The organism is Vibrio navarrensis, assembly GCF_015767675.1.
In the GTDB taxonomy this organism is placed as follows: domain Bacteria; phylum Pseudomonadota; class Gammaproteobacteria; order Enterobacterales; family Vibrionaceae; genus Vibrio.
In genome coordinates this window covers 1,821,859-1,841,672 of record NZ_CP065217.1, presented here as the reverse complement: position 1 = coordinate 1,841,672, position 19,814 = coordinate 1,821,859, and the positions used below count along the sequence as shown (strand labels likewise).

The 19,814-nt window shown below is 42.1% G+C and carries 19 protein-coding genes; 15 read left to right on the top strand and 4 right to left on the bottom strand.

Going from position 1 to position 19,814, the window contains the following annotated elements:
- Window positions 1-1,817 precede the first annotated feature (1,817 nt).
- The gene (locus I3X05_RS08540; RefSeq protein WP_045571300.1) at window positions 1,818-2,585 is read left to right on the top strand and encodes a carbon-nitrogen hydrolase family protein; all 768 of its coding nucleotides are present in this window, start codon (window positions 1,818-1,820) and stop codon (window positions 2,583-2,585) included.
- 114 nt (window positions 2,586-2,699) lie between these two features.
- Here I3X05_RS08540 and I3X05_RS08535 read toward each other — a convergent pair whose 3' ends face one another.
- Both I3X05_RS08535 and I3X05_RS08530 read right to left on the bottom strand, forming a co-directional pair.
- Window positions 2,700-2,999, bottom strand: coding sequence for a type II toxin-antitoxin system RelE/ParE family toxin (locus tag I3X05_RS08535; protein WP_038940224.1), 300 nt, complete (start codon window positions 2,997-2,999; stop codon window positions 2,700-2,702).
- A complete protein-coding gene (locus tag I3X05_RS08530; protein WP_011080384.1) occupies window positions 2,996-3,238 on the bottom strand; it encodes a type II toxin-antitoxin system ParD family antitoxin in 243 nt (80 codons plus the stop codon). Before I3X05_RS08530 ends, I3X05_RS08535 begins: the two co-directional genes overlap by 4 nt.
- Before the next feature lie 747 nt (window positions 3,239-3,985).
- On the opposite strand from I3X05_RS08530, the gene I3X05_RS08525 reads away from it, so the two are divergent.
- The 4 genes from I3X05_RS08525 to I3X05_RS08510 all read left to right on the top strand — a co-directional run bounded on the left by I3X05_RS08525 (window position 3,986) and on the right by I3X05_RS08510 (window position 6,849).
- Window positions 3,986-4,171: a hypothetical protein gene (locus tag I3X05_RS08525; protein ID WP_082069595.1), complete on the top strand. Its 186-nt coding sequence runs from the start codon at window positions 3,986-3,988 to the stop codon at window positions 4,169-4,171.
- A gap of 344 nt (window positions 4,172-4,515) precedes the next feature.
- Complete coding sequence (locus I3X05_RS08520) at window positions 4,516-4,806, top strand: YkgJ family cysteine cluster protein (protein WP_080569473.1); 291 nt, start codon at window positions 4,516-4,518, stop codon at window positions 4,804-4,806.
- A gap of 1,206 nt (window positions 4,807-6,012) precedes the next feature.
- Entirely contained in the window at window positions 6,013-6,261 is a 249-nt protein-coding gene (locus I3X05_RS08515) for a DUF3297 family protein (RefSeq protein WP_045569712.1), read from the top strand.
- Between the two features lie 249 nt (window positions 6,262-6,510).
- Window positions 6,511-6,849: a hypothetical protein gene (locus tag I3X05_RS08510; RefSeq protein ID WP_019283167.1), complete on the top strand. Its 339-nt coding sequence runs from the start codon at window positions 6,511-6,513 to the stop codon at window positions 6,847-6,849.
- A gap of 698 nt (window positions 6,850-7,547) precedes the next feature.
- Here the strand turns inward: I3X05_RS08510 and I3X05_RS08505 are convergent.
- Window positions 7,548-8,675: an ISAs1 family transposase gene (locus I3X05_RS08505; protein WP_337970597.1), complete on the bottom strand. Its 1,128-nt coding sequence runs from the start codon at window positions 8,673-8,675 to the stop codon at window positions 7,548-7,550.
- A gap of 81 nt (window positions 8,676-8,756) precedes the next feature.
- On the opposite strand from I3X05_RS08505, the gene I3X05_RS08500 reads away from it, so the two are divergent.
- The 10 genes from I3X05_RS08500 (at window position 8,757) to I3X05_RS08440 (ending at window position 17,040) form a co-directional block, all read left to right on the top strand.
- Window positions 8,757-9,275, top strand: a complete 519-nt coding sequence (locus tag I3X05_RS08500) for a GNAT family protein (RefSeq protein WP_337970601.1) — start codon at window positions 8,757-8,759, stop codon at window positions 9,273-9,275.
- Between the two features lie 155 nt (window positions 9,276-9,430).
- Window positions 9,431-10,108: a hypothetical protein gene (locus I3X05_RS08495; RefSeq protein WP_045569980.1), complete on the top strand. Its 678-nt coding sequence runs from the start codon at window positions 9,431-9,433 to the stop codon at window positions 10,106-10,108.
- Between the two features lie 1,581 nt (window positions 10,109-11,689).
- Window positions 11,690-12,460, top strand: coding sequence for an alpha/beta fold hydrolase (locus tag I3X05_RS08480; RefSeq protein ID WP_193158227.1), 771 nt, complete (start codon window positions 11,690-11,692; stop codon window positions 12,458-12,460).
- 638 nt (window positions 12,461-13,098) lie between these two features.
- The gene (locus I3X05_RS08470; protein WP_045571645.1) at window positions 13,099-13,590 is read left to right on the top strand and encodes a GNAT family N-acetyltransferase; all 492 of its coding nucleotides are present in this window, start codon (window positions 13,099-13,101) and stop codon (window positions 13,588-13,590) included.
- Between the two features lie 373 nt (window positions 13,591-13,963).
- The gene (locus I3X05_RS08465; protein ID WP_337970600.1) at window positions 13,964-14,572 is read left to right on the top strand and encodes an ISAs1 family transposase; all 609 of its coding nucleotides are present in this window, start codon (window positions 13,964-13,966) and stop codon (window positions 14,570-14,572) included.
- Window positions 14,573-14,925: 353 nt separating this feature from the next.
- Window positions 14,926-15,195, top strand: a complete 270-nt coding sequence (locus tag I3X05_RS08460; RefSeq protein ID WP_045571309.1) for a DUF1778 domain-containing protein — start codon at window positions 14,926-14,928, stop codon at window positions 15,193-15,195.
- Window positions 15,192-15,725 (top strand): GNAT family N-acetyltransferase, encoded by a 534-nt coding sequence (locus I3X05_RS08455; RefSeq protein ID WP_045571308.1) that lies wholly within the window; start codon window positions 15,192-15,194, stop codon window positions 15,723-15,725. The genes I3X05_RS08460 and I3X05_RS08455 overlap by 4 nt, the downstream gene beginning before the upstream one ends.
- Before the next feature lie 186 nt (window positions 15,726-15,911).
- On the top strand, window positions 15,912-16,178 hold the full coding sequence (locus tag I3X05_RS08450; protein WP_000589156.1) for a BrnT family toxin: 267 nt from the start codon (window positions 15,912-15,914) through the stop codon (window positions 16,176-16,178).
- A complete protein-coding gene (brnA, locus tag I3X05_RS08445) occupies window positions 16,165-16,410 on the top strand; it encodes a type II toxin-antitoxin system BrnA family antitoxin (protein ID WP_000643598.1) in 246 nt (81 codons plus the stop codon). The genes I3X05_RS08450 and brnA overlap by 14 nt, the downstream gene beginning before the upstream one ends.
- A 150-nt stretch (window positions 16,411-16,560) precedes the next feature.
- Window positions 16,561-17,040, top strand: a complete 480-nt coding sequence (locus I3X05_RS08440; protein ID WP_193158305.1) for a GNAT family N-acetyltransferase — start codon at window positions 16,561-16,563, stop codon at window positions 17,038-17,040.
- A 1,756-nt stretch (window positions 17,041-18,796) separates the two neighbouring features.
- On the opposite strand, the gene I3X05_RS08430 is transcribed toward I3X05_RS08440, so the two are convergent.
- A complete protein-coding gene (locus I3X05_RS08430; RefSeq protein WP_337971166.1) occupies window positions 18,797-19,798 on the bottom strand; it encodes an ISL3 family transposase in 1,002 nt (333 codons plus the stop codon).
- Window positions 19,799-19,814 lie beyond the last annotated feature (16 nt).

The following is a 19,814-nucleotide window of genomic DNA, read 5'->3' as shown; positions in this document are numbered from 1 at the left end:
TGTTTTCCGGACATTTATTCTTTGGCGCTGGAAATTCAGAGAATTGCCTCAATCAATTCTCAGGCAAGCGCGAGGTTAGGGCGGTTGGCTCGATCAGAAACCAGTTTTAAGTTTCAGTTTGTCAAAGCTTGAAATGTTAAAAGCCCAAGTTTGCTTTTCAAAAGTTATGAGTCAATTCAGTTTTTTAGGTTTTGCCTTTTGTTTGTGAGTCAATGCTGAGTTAATCACGGTTTTGGTAAAACGTAAGTCATTGAAGCTTAAACATAACAAACGGTTCAAGAGGGACAGCCAACGCGCGGCATTTTTATTATGCGTTGGCTTTTGTGGTTACGGTGTTATGCGGAAGCTTGGTTGTGGCGTTGGCTGCCCCTTAACCGGGCGTTATGCTTAATCACGATAAATCAGTGGTTTATGTTTTCTCTTTGTTCCCTTGGCTGATTGGTTTTGAGTTTGTCGGCAAGTTGGCTTCAGTGGGCGCTATTTTCCGGACACTTGTTCTTTGGCGCTGGAAATTCAGAGCGTTGCCTCAATCAATTTTCGGGCAAGCGCGAGGTTAGGGCGGTTGGCTCAATCAGAAATTTGATTTTAGGTTTTTGAGTTTTGGCAACCAAAATTCAAAGTCTGATTTTCAAAATTATGAGTCATTTCAGTTTTTTGGTTTTCGGCTTTTGTTTGTGAATTAAAGTCGAGTTAATCTAGGTTCTGGTGAAACGTAAGTCATTGAAGCTTAAGCATAACAAAGCGTTCAAGAGGGACTTGGCACGCGTGGCATTTTCAATTTGCGTTGGGTTTAGTGGTTAAGTTGTATGCGGTCACTTTTGTATTGCGTGCCGGCGCCCCTTAACGCGGCGTTATGTTTAATCACCAAAAATCAGTGGATTATGGTTTTTCTTTGTTCCCTCGGCTGATTGGTTTTGTGTTTGTCGGCAAGTTGGCTTCAGCGGGCGCTGTTTTCCGGACAATTATTCTTTAGCGCTGGAAACTCAAAGAGTTGCCTCAGTCAATTTTCGAGTAAGCTCGAGGTTGGTGCGGCTGGCTCAATCAGAAATTTGAACTGTAGGTTTTTGAGTATTGGCGGCCAAAGTTCAAAACTTGATTTTCAAATTATGAGTCGTTTCGGTTTTTTTGGTCTTGGCTTTTGTTTGTGAGCCAAAGCTGAGTTAATCTTGGTTTTGGCAAAACGTAAGCCCTTGAAGCTTAAACATAACAAAGCGTTCAAGAGGGACTTGGCACGCGTGGCATTTTCAATTTGCGTTGGGTTTAGTGGTTAAGTTGTCATGCGGTCACTTGTGTAGTGCGTGCCTGCGCCCCTTAACGCGGCGTTATGCTTAATCACGCAAAGTCAGTGGTTTATGGTTTCTCTTTGTTCCCTCGGTTGGTTGGTTTTGAGTTTGTCGGCAAGTTGGCTTCAGTGGGCGCTGTTTTCCGGACACTTTTTCTTTGGCGCTGGAAATTCAGAGCGTTGCCTCAATCAATTTTCGGGCAAGCGCGAGGTTAGGGCGGTTGGCTCAATCAGAAATTTGATCTTAGGTTTTTGAGTTTTGATTGCCATAGTTCAAAGTCTGATTCTTAAAAATTATGAGTCATTTCAGTTTTCTAGCTTTTGGCTTTTGTTTGTGAATCAAAGTCGAGTTAATCTTGTTTCCAGAAAAACGTAACCCATTGAAGCTTAAGCATAACAAGGCGTTCAAGAGGGATTCATGCCGCGTGGCATTTTTTGTATGCGGTGATTTTTGGTGGTGAAAGCGGTCTGCGGAGACTTGGTTTATGCGGCATTCACCCCTTAACGCGGCGTTATAACGCTAAAGGAGTACAGAGTGAAAATAGGCATTGTTCAGATGCAAATGAGATGGACTGTTGCACAAAACCTTTCGACAATATCTGGGTACATTAAAAGGCTAGGTGCACTAGATGTCCTAATTTTCCCTGAACTCGCATTAAGTGGCTTTCATAGAAATATAAAAGCTGAGTGTAAAGAACTCTTAATTCAAAATGCCATAGTCGAACTACAAAATTTAGCGAAAAAGTATCGAACAAGTCTGTTTTTTGGTGCACCTAAAGTAGTTGGGTCAAATGTGTTCAATAGTTATTTGTGCATCAGTAAAACTGGTCAGGTCATAGCACAATGGGACAAGGCTGGATTAACTGAAAGTGAATCCCAGTTTTTTGCTAAAGGTGGTAATAGAAGCGTATTTGATCTTGATGGCACTCGCTGTACCACGGTAATTTGTAGAGAAGTCGAGGATGCCGACTGGTTTATCTCTCAAGTTCGTTCCTGCTCTCCAGAAATCATAGTTTGGCCTAGCTATATCAGGCAGAGCGGCAATGACAATACCTTAACAGGCTATTTTTCAGCGGCTTCTGAAATAGCTAAGGAACTCGATGCGTTTGTTTTACAGTGCAACTGGCCAAAAGCGCTCAACGATCAGAACATTCGCGGATTAGGTGGTAGCCGTATATTTGGAACCGATGGTAAATGTCTTTTGTCCATGCCTTTAGATCAACTTGCGATAAGTATCTTGGAGTTTTCTAAGGGGGAGTTGAGGTCAGTTGAGACTATGAGTTCACTGGAAACCGCGTTATAACAAATTGTTCAAGAGTGATTCGGCTCGCGTGGCATTTTTACTATGCGTTAGTTTTGGTGGTTAAGGTGGTATGCGGAGGCATCGGCATTGCGCGCCTCACACCTTAACAAGGCGTTATGCGCCAAAAATTGGATTCACATCCATGCTTTTGTGAAGGATACGGATAATCTCAATATTTTGACTGCCGATCTGACGATAAAATATTACGTGGCTTCCTTGTGGAAACTTTCTGTAGCCATCGCGAATTTCGTCACAGGTTTTACCAATGTCAGGATTTTCGGCTAACAGCCAAAATGAGTCATCAAACTGTTTTAGATAAATATTTCGCTGTTCGCGACCCCAACGTCGAGAGGTAAACAAGGCTATATCTCTTAAATCAGATTTCGCCTTGTTAGTTAACTGAAATGGTCTCATTTTCTCTCTTCGCTATCTAACTCATTGATAAACGAATCAAGGTCATAATCCGCAACTCCACTTTCTTCGCCCTCAACAAGCAACTGGCGCAAAGTGTTCATTTTAGTTTCTTGGGTTTCAAGTAAACGTAAAGCAGAACGAATAACTTCACTTGCAGAGCCATAGCGGCCGCTTTGGATTTGATTAGCAATAAAACCGTCAAAATGGTCACCCAAAGTAATACTAGTGTTCTTAGCCATAACTTAGTCCTCAGTACCAATAGATACCTAATTATGGTATTAGTTGGGCTTGGATGCAAGGCGCATAACAAAGCGTTCAAGTGGGACTTGGCACGCGTGGCATTTTTGGCTTGCAGTTTATTTAGTGGTTAGGGTGTGATGCGGTAACGTTTGTAGTGCGTGCCTGCGCCCCTTAACGCGGCGTTATGCAACTCAGGTAAATTTAGGAGTTCAATCTTTTGGGATTTCTCCGGCTATTCGTTTTGTGTTGTCGGCAAATGAGCATTTTTACCCTCAAATTCTTGGTTAACTCAAACCGTAAAACAGGCAAATTTCTTTGTTTGCCTCAATTGGTTTTAGCGTTGGCGCGTTGTCAGTTTTGCGGGTGCAAAGTGTGGAAAGGGCAAGTTAATCGATCACTTCGCATTTGCTGAAAGTCTTGCTCGGTGAGTTTTTCTCATTCAAAAGCTTGGTTTGTCGCTGAAAGGTGGACTTTGTTTTGGTGGCTTATTTATCACGGTTCAGGCTTTGGCTGATTCTTGGTTCACTTAACCAATATTTTGATTGTTTTCTTAATCAGATTTAGTGTAACTTCTGGTTTATCTTATTGAATTTGCATAACAAAGCATTTAAGACGGATTCGCAACGCTTGGCGGTTTTAGTGTAAATTCAGTTTTTGCGTTTTAAGTGGTTTGTCGAGGCGTTGGTGTTTAGCGTCGCTCACCACTTAATGCGGCGTTATGCTTAATCACGCAAAATCAGTGGGTTATGGTTCTTCTTTGTTCCTTTGGCTTTTCAGTTTTGAGTTTGTCGGCAAGTTGGCTTCAGTGGGCGCTATTTTCCGGACACTTGTTCTTTGGCGCTGGAAATTCAGAGAAATACCTCAATCAATTTTCGGGCAAGCGCGAGGTTATGGTGGTTGGCTCAATCAGCAATTTGATCTTAGGTTTTTGAGTATTAGCGGCCAAAGTTCAATGTCTGATTTTCAAAATCATGAGTCATTTCCGTTTTTTAGGTTGTGGCCTTTGCTTGTGAATCAAGGTCGAGTTAATCTTGGTTTTATCAAAACGTAAGTCATTGAAGCTTAAGCATAACAAACGGTTCAAGAGGGACAGCCAACGCGCGGCATTTTTACCATGCGTTAGTTTTTGTGGTTACGGTGTTATGCGGAAGCTTGGTAATGGCGTTGGCTGCCCCTTAACCGGGCGTTATGGCTATCAAGTTGAGTTCATCATTAATGTCGGTAAATTGGCTTAAATTGGAGTACTATTCTGCGATTAAACTCGCTGAAGAACTCGATGACAATCCCAATTAAAAATGTATCAAATCCGGAAATATCGTGCTCAAACTGCCATGCTTGTTGTTGCCGTTTGGAGGTTATGATCATTACCGATACAGGTGTACCAGAGCAACATATTGCATTCGATGAATGGGGTGGAGAAACGATGCTGCGTTTGTCAGATGGTTGGTGTTCAGCTCTAGATCGTGAAACGTTCATGTGCACAATTTACGAAAATCGCCCTTGGATTTGTCGAGAATTCGAAATGGGCTCTTACGAATGTCGAGATGAACGGATAGATCTTTCTTAAAGTTTTACCTAATAAATCAGTGAGTTGTTAGCCATAACAAACGGTTCAAGAGGGATTCCCAACGCTCGGTATTTTGGGTTTGATTCAGCTTTAGTGATTACGGCACAATGGTTTAGGTTGGGTGGTCTGCGTTGCTCACCCCTTAACGCGGCGTTATGCTTAATCACGCAAAGTCAGTGGTTTATGTTTTTTCTTTGTTCCCTCGGCTGGTTAGTTTTGAGTTTGTCGGCAAGTTTGCTTCAGTGGGCGCTGTTTTCTGGACACTTATTCTTTGGCGCTGGAAATTCAGAGCGTTGCCTCAATCAATTTTCGGGCAAGCGTGAGGTTAGGGCGGTTGGCGCAATCAGCAAATTGAACTTAGGTTTTTAAGTTTTAGCAGCCAAATTTAAAAGTCTGATTTTCAAAATCATGAGTCATTTCCGTTTTTTAGGTTTTGGCTTTTGCTTGTGAATCAAGGTCGAGTTAATCTTGGTTTTATCAAAACGTAAGTCATTGAAGCTTAAGCATAACAAAGCGTTCAAGTGGGATTTGGCACGCGTGGCATTTTCAGTTTGCGTTAGGTTTGGTGGTTACGGCATTGTGCGGTAACTTGTGTATTGCGTGCCTGCACCCCTTAACGCGGCGTTAGGCAAAGTGAGTTTTTATCAGCTAAATCGAGTTGGAATTGAACGGTAAATTCCATGTTTTCTGGCTTAAGTTAAGCAATAAATCGTCATCACATATTTGTTGTTTCTTGATCGCGTTGGGTTATTTAGCGTTGTGAATTCGTCGGCAAAATAACCTTTAGCATCCAAACGTCCGCCGAGAATGCTACGCTCGTCACTTTTCTTCCAAACCGCTCAATTTGAGTTTTTTTGTTTCTTTGCTGAGTTGGAGTTTTGGTTTATAAATGAATAGTTTAGTTTGCTTAAAATTTACAAAAAAGCCTTGTTCTTGGGTTTTGAAAGTGTCGTTGTCAATCGGTTGGCCTAACAAACGGTTAAAGAGGGACTGCCAACGCGTGGCGGTTTTTGTTCAAATCGGCCTTTGTGATTACGGCTGTTATTTTGAGTTCAGTGTTTTGCGTTGTCAGCCCCTTAACCGGGCGTTATATGTCATCTAGTTCTGCGCTCTATACCGCATATGAAATAGCATCTTTACTTTGTTGAGCGGTAGGATTGTATTGTCTACAATAGCGCACTTTTTTACATATTTTAGGTTATGAATATGAACGACACTACAGCTAAACCCGCTTTGCCGGATCACCTTGCCGGTAATCCTCGCAGCCCACACTATGTAGCGGAGTGCTTTGAACATCACATTGGCATTCGTCTAGATGGCAAAGAGCGTACTGATGTTGAAGAATACTGCATTAGTGAAGGGTGGGTGAAAATTCCGTCACCGAAAGCTAAAGATCGTTTTGGCCAGCCGATGCTGATTAAGTTAAAAGGTGAAGTTGAAGCTTTTTATAAATAAGCTGCATTTTATACCGTCCGCATGCAATGTGTTGATAACTATGTAATTCAATGCATTGCATTGCATTCAAGATCTAGCTAGGTTTCTCATCCAAACATATAACAAACGGCTCAAGAGGGATTGCCAACGCTTGGCGACTTTAGTGCAAAATTGAAGTTCAGGGTTTACGGTGTGTTTTTTAAGTTCGGTGGTGCGTTGTCAACCCCTTAGCCGGGCGTTATGCTCTAGGAGTAAAAATTGACCGAATTGATGAGAAAAGTCTTTTTAATCAATATAGTGGCCTTTTTGATTGTTTTCGCTTTATCTAATTATGTTCCTCTTTTTGTTACAACGCGGCCAGCTGATTTTTTGTTTTTTGTCGTGATTGTTATTTGGCTTTTAGCAAAGTTAATGTGGGAAGGTGGTATACACAGCAAAACGACACGATTAGATGATCCGGTTACCGATAAAGTATACAAAATGGTAAAGGGACATGATTTTGAAGAAGAGCAAGTTGAGCATTATCGAGCTAACTACCAAACAGGCTTGGTTCTCTTTATTGCAGGTTTACCCGCATTAATTGGTTGTCTAGTTCTGCAGTTTACTTGAGCACAAGCATAACAAACGGCTCAAGATGGATTGCCAACGCTTGGCGACTTTAGTACAAAATTGAAGCTCAGTGTTTACAGTGTGTTTTTTTAAGTTCGGCGGTGCGTTGTCAACCCCTTAGCCGGGCGTTATGCTTAATCACGTAAAATCAGTGGTTTATGGTTTTTCTTTGTTCCCTCGGCTTTTCAGTTCGGTGCTTGTCGGCAAGTTGGCTTTTGTGAGCGCTGCTTTTCGGACATTTATTCTTTGGCGCTGAAAAATCAGAGAGTTGCCTCAGTCAATTTTCGGGTAAGCGCGAGGTTAGGGCGGTTGGCTCAATCAGAAATCCATTTCTAGGTTTTCAAGCTTCAAACTAGATCTGCCAAAATCCTTAACCTGAATATTAAAATTATGATTCATTTCGGTTTTCTAAGTTTTGGCTTTTGTTTCTGAATCAAAGTCGAGTTAATCTTGTTTCCAGAAAAACGTAACCCATTGAAGCTTAAGCATAACAAAGCGTTTAAGAGGGATTTGGCACGCGTGGCATTTTCGGTTTGCGTTGGGTTCAGTGATTAAGTCGCTGTGCGGTAGCTTTTGTATTGCGTGCCGGCACCCCTTAACGCGGCGTTATGTTTTTAAGAGGAAATCATGTTTATATTGGATGTTGATACCGATCTGAAACTGGCTTTGGTTACTCCCCAGGGCGTCCGCATGAATGGTTAGAATTTAGTCATTGACTTAAATCCAGCAACTAAGACTTGCTCCAAGAAGCCGGGGTTCATCATGCAACGTTTCTGCTTCATTGGCACACTAATTTTGCTTGGCTCAGCTCTTAGCATGTTAAGTGCCATGTGTCTTAAACCTGCCAAATTTTCAGCCGCGTTTTGTCGGTAAATCTGACAAGCGTCTTCTCGCATGCTCACATCTAAAATCCAGTGCATTGACTCTATGCCCCAGTGGGCTCGAATGGCATTTCCTGCCTGCTCCGCGGTCAGGTCTGCTGAACTTATGTAGTAGCGGTACTCCAACTTTGGCGCTTTACCTTTGGCTACTCGGTAATTTTCAACCATGACAATACTGGTGAGTCCGCTCCACGTTGAGAAGTCACCCTCTAACTCACTAGCCTTGAGTACATGGCAAGTACGTGCTTCAACGCGGCCTTTTTGTTTCTCGATTTGATAGGTGGTTTTGTCAATTGGGGCACGGCGGTGTGGGGCGAAGGCTGTCTGTATGGCTGCCGACAACTTGCCTTGATTCCCCTTTACTGCCAACAAGTAATCACCGCCCTTGCTAGTGATCGCCTTGGCAATCTTGGTCTGGCAGGCCATCGCATCAATCGTCACGATAGCTCCTCGCAAGTCGAGCATCTTAATAAGCTCTGGAATCGCGGTAATTTCATTGCTTTTATTGTTGGTTTTGAGTTGACCCAGTACCATTTGGTTAGCACTTGCATAGGCGCTCACCATATGGATGGTGCTTTGCCTGTCGTCTCTATCGTAGGAGCCGCGCAAAGTCTTGCCATCAATGGCAACCACCTCACCAAACGTCATGGTATGTACCGCATTCATCCAACCCAGGAAGCAGTCGCGAAACTCGGCAGGATCAATATTTGCAATCAAACGAGCAAAGGTATCGTCGACAGGCACACCGTTTTCAAACAGCCCCTGTTTAAGAAACCACTCATGGTGGCCAAGAACATATTCACGAATGTCAGTCCAGCCTTGACCTCCGGCTATCACGGCACAGATAGACCCAAACAAAATATCAAACAGAGGATAATCAACTTTTGCACTTTGCCGTTTGTCACGGATGATACTGAAATGCGCTTTGATGGTATTAATATTCATGGTCGCTCCCCAAAAGAAGAGCATAAGATCACAGACCGTGCTTCAGGTCAAATTTAACCTTGCGTTGTACAAGAAATGTTCATGATCTTGCCCTGGGTTACTCCCAAGTTTGCTTCGGCCTATCTTGAAATTGTCAGTCGAGAGAGGGAATACTTGAGTCAATGGTTAGCTTGGCCTCCTCATGCAAGCAATGAAGAGTTTTTTCTTAGCTTTATCAAAAGTTCATTGCATGATTATGCTGATGGAAAATCCTTGGTTTGTGGGATGATTTACCAAGATAAGTTGGTTGGAAATATCAGTTTTAACAGTATTAACCGTCAACTTAAAAAAGTAGAGATTGGCTACTGGTTAAGCTCTGAATACCAAGGTAAAGGTATCGTGAGTAAGTCGGTTTTAAAACTGACCGACTTGGCTTTTACTGAGTTTGATATGGAAAAAGTTCAGATATCAGCAGCAAGCGAAAATATTCCAAGTCGTAATGTATGTGAACGTTTAGGTTTCTCGCTTGAGGGCATAATCAGTCGCGCAGAAAATTTGAATGGCCGAGTTGTAGATCATGCTGTTTATGGTCTAAATCGTACCCATTGGCCCAAAACATAACAAACGCTTCAAGAGGGACAGCCAACGCGCGGCATTTTTACTATGCGTTGGTTTTTGTGATTATGGTGTTATGCGGAAAGTTGGTAGTAGCGTTGTCTGCCCCTTAAGCGGGCGTTATACGCATTCAGTAAAGTGTCAATTTTCAAGTGAGATTTATGAATAAGAGTGACCCAACTCAGGAACAAGAAGACACAGAAGTAACTAGTGAAAGTCGATTTGTTAAATTGGCTAAAAATCAATCTCTACCTATATTGATTTCAATATTTGCTGTATTTATCTCATGCATTAGTGCTTTTTTTTCGTATCAAGCTAACCAGTTAGCAATAGCTCAGTACAAACAGGAAAGGTTATTAATATTAAAGGGAGTGTTTTCTGGAGAAGACAAGTTCAGCATGTCTGTTTTACCAATTTCAGATAGCGCTCATTTTATGAAAGGGCAAGTTGTCTTTCCATCAAAGATATACGGTGAGCCTGCACCTATAGCCTCTGACGGACAGGTGTTACGAATGGGTGCCGTTATGTTTGACTTAGAAGAGCTTTTTCTCGAATCAGTAAAGCCAGAAAGCGGCTTTGTGAAAATTGCAGATAGGGAAGTCCCGATAATTATCACAACATATTATGCGTCAAATGGTATCGGATATACTGACACGTCGCTATATATGCTTGGGATGCAAATTGTACTCGGAGAAGAAGAGTATGCTCGCCCTGAGGTAGACTTAAACAGCCTGTCGTTCATCATGCGCTTTGATGATCAAGAGTCGATACCCAATGGATTACTTGATGACTTACTCTCGGGAAAGAAATATATAAACTTACCTTCCGGAGTTCTTTGAAATGCGCATAACAAAGCGTTTAAGACGGATTCCCAACGCTTGGCATTCTCAGTTTGCTTCTACTTAAGTGTTTACGGCACAATACTTTAGGTCTAGTTGTCTGCGTTGCTCACCACTTAACGCGGCGTTATGCTTAATCACGCAAAATCAGTGTGTTATTGTTCTTCTTTGTTCCTTTGGCTTTTCAGTTTTGTGTTTGTCGGCAAGTTTGCTTCAGTGGGCGCTGTTTTCTGGACACTTATTCTTTGGCGCTGGAAATTCAGAGCGTTGCCTCAATCAATTTTCGGGCAAGCGTGAGGTTAGGGCGGTTGGCTCAATCAGAAGTTTGATCTTAGGTTTTTCGGTTTTATCTGCCAAAGTTCAAAGTCTGATTTTCAAAATTATCAGTCATTTCAGTTTTTTGGTTTTTGGTTTTTGTTTGTGAGTTAAAGCTGAGTTAATCTCAGTTTGGCAAAAGGTAAGTCATTGAGGCTTAAGCATAACAAAGCGTTCAAGAGGGATTCGTGCCGCGTAGCATTTTTGGTATGCGGTTGGTTTTGGTGGTGAAAGTGGTCTGCGGAAAGTTGGTTTATGCGGCACTCACCCCTTAACGCGGCGTTATGTTTAATCACCAAAAATCAGTTGGTTGCATCTTTTCTTGCTCCCTCGGCTTGTTGGTTTTGTGTTTGTCGGCAAGTTGGCTTCGTCTGGCGCTGCTTTCTGGACATCTATTCTTTGGCGCTGGAAATTCAGAGAATTGCCTCAATCAATTTTCGAGTAAGCGCGAGGTTTGTGCGGCTGGCTCAATCAGTATTTTAACCACAAGTTTTTGGGCTTGAATTGCCGAAATTAAAAGTCTGTTTTTCAAATCTATGAGTCGTTTCAGTTTTTCAGGTCTTGGCTTTTGTTTGTCAGTCAAAACCGAGTTAATCTTGGTTTTGGTAAAACGTAAGTCATTGAAGCTTAAACATAACAAACGGTTCAAGAGGGACAGCCAACGCGCGGCATTTTTATCATGCGTTGGTTTTTGTGGTTACGGTGTTATGCAGAAGCTTGGTAATGGCGTTGGCTGCCCCTTAACCGGGCGTTAGCTTAAAACAAATAAAATCAATTGGTTGTGGTTTTTCATTTCTTCCTTTGGCAATTCGTTCAGGTTTTTCGGCAAATCCGCATTGTTTGACAACGCGAGTTTTGAGCTGTTGCCTCAATTGAGTTTTGGGATTGTGCGAGGTTAGCCAGTTTGCCGCAAAGTCGCTTTGGAAGTTTTGCTTTCGCTTTGAGTTTTCCGAAAATGAGTTATCAAAATTTACTGGTTTTCAAAGCGCATGAACGGCCACAAAGTTTGAGTAATTTCGGGTTTTAAAACGCAGGTGGTTTGCTGGTTTCCTAAATCGGGTTAATCTCAGGTTTAGTAAATCTTAAGGTGCTGAAATTTAAGCTAACAAACTGCTTAAGCGGGATTCGCAATGCGTGGCATTTTTAGCATGCGGTGGGTTTTGTGATTCAGGCGGTGTGCGTTAGCCTTGGTAGTGCATTGCTCACCCCTTAGCAGGGCGTTAGTTTTTTCAGGTCAAATCAATACAAACGTAGTTGGTCGATAAAATGAAAAATAAAAATGGATATGTAAGTGTTAGTGGCTCCGAGATTTATTACGAGCTTTCAGGTAATCATGATGGCAAGCCTTTATTGATGCTTCATGGCGGTCTTGGTTCATTGAATGAGTTAAGTTCAATTCATAAATATGTAGCTGCTGACTATCAATTGATAAGTATAGATTTCCGTGGTCACGGGAAGTCTCTTTTAGGTGATCGTCCACTTAATTACATGCAATATCAACAAGATGTTCAGCATGTTCTGAGCCATTTGGGTATTGATAAATATTCAATTTTTGGTTTCAGTGACGGTGGTATCGTAGGTTATCGGTTAGCAATACAAGAGCCGAAAAGGGTATCTTGTTTGGTGACACTTGGCTCGCAGTGGCGATTAGAGGCAGATGATCCATCGGTTGAATTACTAAGTGGTTTGACGGCTGAATTTTGGTTATCAAGGTTTGCAGATGATGTTGCTTTATATGAGGCGTCAAATCCTAAACCGGATTTCCCTAAACTCGTAGACGCTGTGAAAGCAGTCTGGCTTGATACAACAGAATCTGGTTATCCACATAAATTAGTTGAAAAAATTAGCTGCCCGACATTAGTAATGCGAGGTGATAATGACTTCTTGTTTTCGTTGGAAGAGGCAGCGGCTTTAAAGTCGAAAATTACAGGTTGTAGTTTTGCGAATATCCCATTGACAGGACATTCTTCGCATCAAGAATCTCCGGAATTGGTTGGTAAAATGTTAGAGCAGTTCTTGTTGCAGCACAAAAACTAACAAACGCTTCAAGAGGGACAGCCAACGCGTGGTATTTTTACTATGCGTTGGTTTTGGTGATTACGGTATTATGCGGAAAGTTAGTAGTAGCGTTGTCTGCCCCTTAAGCGGGCGTTATGTTTAGTCACGTAAAATCAGTTGGTTGCATCTTTTCTTTGCTTTTTCAGCTTTCTAATTTTGGTCTTGTCGGCAAGTTACGTTTAGTGGTCGCTGTTTTCTGGACTCCAATTCGTGGGCGCTAAAAATTCAGAGAGTTGCCTCATTAAAGTTCAGTGCGTTTGTGAGTCGAATGAAGCGATGTTAGTTTCAACGTTTTTGCACCAGCTTTCGGTTTTTCACGCTAAAACCTCAATATCAGTACAATCAAATTTATGAGTTAATTCAGCTTTTTAGCTTCTAACTTTGGTTTTCAAAGATAAGTCGAGTTATGCTCTTGGTATCGCAAAACTTAACCCTTTGAGTCTTAAACATAACAAGGCGTTTAAGAGGGATTCATGCCGCGTGGCATTTTTGGTTTGCGGTGAGTTTTGTGGTGAAAGTGGTCTGCGGGAAGTTGGTTTAGGCGGCATTCACCCCTTAACGCAGCGTTATGTAACAAGGAAGGTTCAGTGGAAAAAATATTTTCAGATCGTTTAGTGATGTCTCCGATATCGGAAGATGATTGGTCTCTATTTCACACACTTCATACCGATCCTGAGGTCATTTCACTTTGCTTTGATGAACCGACTTTGCTGGAAATTCAGTCTAAATTTCGTTCTAGGCTTGAACCATGGACACCAGATTCTAGTCATTGGTACTGTTTGGTTGCTTCGGAATTAGAAACGGGTATCAAAGTGGGTATAACGGGTTATTGCATCCAGAATGGAACTGCTGAAGTTGGTTTTATGTTTTTACCTAGTTTCCACGGTCGAGGTTATGGAACAGAATCATTACGAGCTTTAGTCGAATATTCCCGAAAACAGTTTTGCCTAAACAGTTTTTCTGCTGTGGTTACTGAAGGTAATCTGGGTTCGGAAAAAGTGCTAATAAAAAGTGGATTCACATTACATAGTGTTATTCCTGATGCTTATGGAATTGGTGGTCAAATGTATGCTGATCACATATACCTGATGGAAAATATTGTTACATAACAAACGCTTCAAGAGGGACAGCCAACGCGTGGCATTTTTATCATGCGTTAGGTTTCGTGATTATGGTGTTATGCGGGAAGTTAGTAGTAGCGTTGTCTGCCCCTTAAGCGGGCGTTAGGCTAGTCGGTAACATCACTAACTGACTCGCATTAATGACGTAATTTTTGTTCTTTCTTTGTTCGGGGCTATCATATTTTCGACGAATGTTGTTGCCACTTTCGATAGGTAAGTTGATGGGTATATTAGTCAGGGTTCGCGCATGTTATTGACGCACCTTTTTATCGAATTTCGGGATAAAATTTTTAGAAATAGATTGAATTAGCGATCTTGACGTGATCTTATACTGTTAAAAATAAAGCAGGATAAGACGAATATGGATTACAGCGAATTTAAAGAGCATTTTAGCATATTGAGTGATACTCGTCAGGCAAGAAAATCGACCTATAATTTCTTCGAAGTGATGTTCCAGGTGGTGACAGCGATGCTGTGCGGAATGAAGACTTGGGATGAAATCGAAGGCTTTGGTGAGGAAAATTTAACCTGGTTTCGTAAGTTTAGTGACTACTCTTCTGGTGTGCCTAGTCACGATACCTTGGCGCGAATAGTGGGTTTGATTGATCCAGATGAGTTTTCATTGTGTTTCGTTCGATGGTGTAATGATATTCGGCGAGAAAAATCCTTAGTGACCCATCATGTTGCCATAGATGGCAAGTCATTAAAAGGTACGTATGATTATAGTAAAAACAAATGCTTAACTCATATGGTGAACGCGTATTCTGTAGATACTGGCCTTGTGCTAGGGCAGTTGAAAACGGATGAAAAATCGAATGAGATCACGTTAATTCCCCAGATATTGAAATTAATCCAAGTTGAAGACCGAGTTATCAGCCTAGATGCCATGGGATGTCAAAGAGCCATAGCGGAAGATATTGTTCTTAGAGGCGGTGACTATTTAATGTCCGTTAAGGATAACCAACCTTGATGGTGCAGATTTAAACGACATCGTAAAGTATGTTCTGTTTTTCGCCTTGCCAATCAGTGTTTCTATAGGCTTGCTCGGATCTGTTCAAGGTTTGTTATTCTTTCACCTTAACCGTTGGCAGTTAGCCAGCTAACAAACGCTTCAAGAGGGACAGCCAACGCGCGGCATTTTTACCATGCGTTGGTTTGAGTGATTACGGTGTTATGCGGGAGCTTAGTAGTAGCGTTGTCTGCCCCTTAAGCGGGCGTTATATTCTCCCTCGTTCCGTAAACTTTCCGTACTAATTGAATGTGCTTTAAGTTTGGACTATAATCTCTCAACATTACGGAATGTATCCGTACATAGGAGGGGTTATGGCAACGGCACGTTTAGATATCCGCCTTGATGAAGAGATCAAGGCAAAAGCCGAAAAGGCATCGGCTTTACTTGGTTTAAAAAGTCTCACTGAATATGTGGTGAGGCTTATGGACGAAGATGCGACTCATGTTATTGAGGAGCATGAAAGTATTATGGTTAAAGACAGTGTTTTTGACGAGTTTATGGCTGCGTGTAATAAAGTAAAAGTACCGAATCAAGCTTTGCTTGAAGCTGTTAAATATACAGAGAAGAGCGGTATCAAGTGAGTTGGGGCAAAGAGTTTGTAGAACTTAGTAAATCAAAGCATGACCGCGACTCATTTGACTGTGGTGAGCAAGAGCTAAACACATTTATCAAAACTCAAGCTGCAAAGCACATGCAAGCAGGTATTAGCCGAACAATGGTTTTACCTAGTGCTCAGCCACTGTTAAATCAAAAATTTGCTATTTGTGCATTTTATAGTGTTGCCCCGAGCTCAATCAGCCGAGAAACATTACCGACACAATTAGCAAAGAAACTACCGAGATATCCAATCCCTGTTTTTCTGTTGGCTCAATTAGCGGTGCACAAAGAATTTCACGGTTCTGGACTTGGAAAGGTCAGTCTAATTCGTGCGCTGAAGTACTTGTGGGAAGTGAATCATCACATGAGGGTATACGCAATTGTTGTGGACTGTCTGACAGACTCCGCTCAAGCGTTCTATACGAAGTTCGGTTTTGAAGTGTTGTGCGAACATAATGGGCGTATTCGTATGTTCTTACCAATGAAAACGGTAGAACAGCTTTTTAATCAATAGGCTACGAATATAACAAACAATTCAAGTGGATTCTCAACGCGTGGCGGTTTTACTATGCGTCAGGTAAAGTGCTTTACGGTGCAATGCCGCGGCTTAGCCAGTGCGTTGCTCACCACTTAATTGGGCGTTAGCCGTCATCAATAAACAAAGTTTGCCTAATGAGTAAAAAGGGTGTGGTTTTTACTCATGATTAAATTTGAATTTGATGAAAACAAAAGCAGAAGTAATCTCGAAAAGCACGGTATTGATTTTCATACAGCTCAAGGGTTGTGGAATGATTCAGATCTTATCGAGATCCCTGCTAACACGAGTGATGAGCCCAGATATTTGGTTGTCGGCTTACTAAACGGTAAGCATTGGTCAGGAGTAATTACCTACCGAGGTACGAATATCAGGATCATCTCAGTTCGGCGTTCACGGAAAGCGGAGGTAAGCCTTTATGAAAGCGCATGAATTTGATGCCAAGTTTGAAAGTGACGACGATGATATCGTAATGGACTTGGATCTATCGCAAGCTAAAAGACCGATGCATAAGCAAAAACGAGTCAATGTAGATTTTCCAGCCTGGATGCTTGAGTCATTGGACAGAGAAGCGAGTCGTATTGGTGTAACACGTCAATCAATCATTAAAATTTGGTTGGCAGAAAGGTTAGAGAGCGTGTCTCATCATTCAAGTGTGAGATAAACGGCTAACAAAGCATTTAAGAGGGACTCACAACGCGTGGCATTTTTGCCATGCGTTTGTTTTTGTGATGAATTTGCTATGCATTGAGTGCTTTTGTGCGTTGTTCGCCCCTTAATGCGGCGTTAGGCGCTATTCACTTTAGGATTAGGGATGAACGTAGAATTTAAAGTGATCAATTTGGCGCAAGATTATGATTTTTGCGTAGCTGCTCGAAAGGACGCTTACTATTGCAGCTTCAAAACCTATTCGGGTTTTGATGATTTCATAGCAGGTTATCGAGAACGAATCCAAGAAAGGCAATCTGAAGCAGGTTGGTTTTACATCCATATCTGGTTGGATGGGCAATTGGTAGGGCAGTTAGAGTTTCGTTCTTTTTCGCCCGAGCCAGATACCGGTTATGTCCATTTGATTTACTTGTTGCCTGAAATTCGAGGTTCCGGTTTGAGCCAGCAAGTTCAGCTCTACATCGAAACAGAATTGACACGAGCTGGTTGTAATCGTGCTGTGCTTTCCGTGAGTAGAACGAACACAAGGGCGTTAAGGTTCTATAAGCGTAATGGTTGGGTATATTGCTGCCCTAATCTAAAGCACGATGAAACTGATTTTTACCAATTACAACTGCGCGCCTAACAAACTGCTTAAGAGGGATTCGCAATGCGTGGCATTTTCAGCATGCGGTGAGTTTTGTGATTAAGGCGGTGTGCGGTAGCTCTTGTAGTGCATTGCTCACCCCTTAGCAGGGCGTTAGGTTTACGAAGAGAAAAGCGTAATTGTTGGGGAAAAGATTCGGGGATTTCTCTAGCCATTCGTTTACGGATGTCAGCAAATCGGCTTGGTCTGTCCCAATCATCACGTTTCTTTCGCTTTTTATCATGCCAATGTTCGTGGGTTGCTTCATTGGAAATCGTAGTGGTTGGTTGAATGTTTCACTGGCGCAAAGGCGCTTTGGTTTTCTCAATCAAATCAGCAGAATACTTGTTTTAAGTTGATCGCATTTGGCTGCCAAATTGAGTGAAAGGTTTGGGTTTCGTTTATCGTAATGCGTTAAATGAGTGGTTCTTTGCCAAGTTAATGAATGCGAAACAGTAACACCTAACAAAAAATTCAAGCCTGACTACCAACGCGCGGCTGAATCTGCTCTAAAATGGTTTTGTGATTATGGCGCATTGCTTTAAGTGGCATTGTGCGTTGGTAGCAGCTTAATTTGGCGTTATGTTTAATCACCAAAAATCAGTGGATTATTGTTTTTCTTTGTTCCCTCGGCTGATTGGTTTTGTGTTTGTCGGCAAGTTGGCTTCAGCGGGCGCTGTTTTCCGGACACTTGTTCTTTGGCGCTGGAAATTCAGAGAATTGCCTCAATCAATTTTCGGGTAAGCGCGAGGTTAGGGCGGTTTGGCTCAATCAGAAATCAGTTTTAAGTTTCTAGTTGTCAAAGCTTGAAATGTTAAAAGCCCAAGTCTGCTTTTCAAAAGTTATGAGTCAATTCAGTTTTTTAGGTTTTGCCTTTTGTTTGTGAGTCAATGCTGAGTTAATCTCGGCTTTGGTAAAACGTAAGTCATTGAAGCTTAAACATAACAAACGGTTCAAGAGGGACAGCCAACGCGTGGCATTTTCACTATGCGTTGGTTCTTGTGGTTACGGTATTATGCGGAAGCTTGGTAATGGCGTTGGCTGCCCCTTAACCGGGCGTTATGTTTAATCACGTAAAATCAGTTGGTTGCATCTTTTCTTTGCATTTTCGGCTTTCTAATTTTGGTCTTGTCGGCAAGTTAACTTCGTTGTTCGCTGTTTTCTGGACTCCAATTCGTGGGCGCTAAAAGTTCAGAGAGTTGCCTCATTTAAGTTCAGTGCGTTTGTGAGTCGAATGAAGCGATCTTAGTTTCAAAGTTTGAGCTCAAGTTTTCGGTTTCTCACGCTAAAATTCAAAGTCATTACGACTAAATTTATGAGTTAATTCAGCTTTTTAGCGTCTGGTTTTGGTTTTCAAAGGTAAGTCGAGTTAAGCTCTTGGTTTCGTAAAACTTAACCCATTGAGTCTTAAACATAACAAGGCGTTTAAGAGGGATTCATGCCGCGTGGCATTTTTGGTATGCGGTTGGTTTTGGTGGTGAAAGTGGCTTGCGGAAGGTTGGTTTATGCGGCACTCACCCCTTAACGCAGCGTTAGCTTAAAACAATAAAAATCAAGTGGTTGTGGTCTTTTCTTTCTTCCTTTGGCAATTCGCCCAGGTTTTTCGGCAAATCAACATTGTTTGCCAATGTGAATCTTGAGTTGTTGCCTCAATTGAATTTTGGGATTGCGCGAGGTTAGCAAGCTTGGCTCAAAGTCGCTTTGGAAGTTTTGCTTTCGCTTTGAGTTTTCCGAAAGTGATTTATCAAAATTTGGTTCATCCGGAAAATCGATACTTCGCCTCATGACTGGCTTTGATTTTTAACTCAAAAAATTCCCAATCACGATACCCATAGGCGACTTTGTTCAGCGTCTTTATTCGGTTGTTCACACCCTCTACTCGACCACTATTCATCCTTTCATCATAAAATGCCAATATCCCATCCTTATGCTTCCTCAGGGTCTTAGTAAACTTCTCTAGCATCACAATGCCTGAGTGGTTCGCTTCATCTATCCAGCTTTCTAGCCATCTCTCACCCTCTATCTTTGATGGCTGCGACCACAGCATTCTTAACTTCTCTTTTAAATAATAAACCACCGCTAAGGGCTGATTGGCTGCGAGTGCTCGCTCCAATCTCGCTTGGCCTTGCTCATCTAACCTATCGGGATTACTTACCAATAACCAACGAGTATTCTTAAGGTATTGAGCGTCATTTTTGTTACTCATCGAATTTTGTAGTTCACGCCTGAACTCTGTCAGCTTTTCATTAAAACGCTTCACCACGTGGAAACGGTCAATGACCAACTTCGCCTTCGGGGCGTGCTGTTTTACCGAAGAGATGTATGCCTGTCCCATATCGGTGGCGACGGCTTCAATCGGCTTTTTACAACGCAGCTTCCGTTTCCAAAAACCGTCAAGGCTTTCGGCCTTCTTTCCTTTCTCTGTATAAATGACGGCACTTGTCTTCATATCAATCACAACCGTCATGAAGCCACTTTTTGAGCCACAGTAAATCTCATCAATTCCAATGTGAGTGACGTTTTTAAGACAAGGTTGAGAGTATCGCTTTTGCAGGTAATGCTTCTGAATATCTTTCACTGTATCCCAACAGACACCACATAGCTTGGCAATGGCATTGATGGTGACGTTCAATGCTGACAGCGAGAGAACATACTGTTCAAAGCCCTTTGTGTAACGCACTTTGGGACGAGGAACAAAGTTAAGCGGCAAATACCCGAGTGTATTACAAGCTCGGCATTCAATCCGCTGGTTTGCTATCTGGATGTAACAGGGG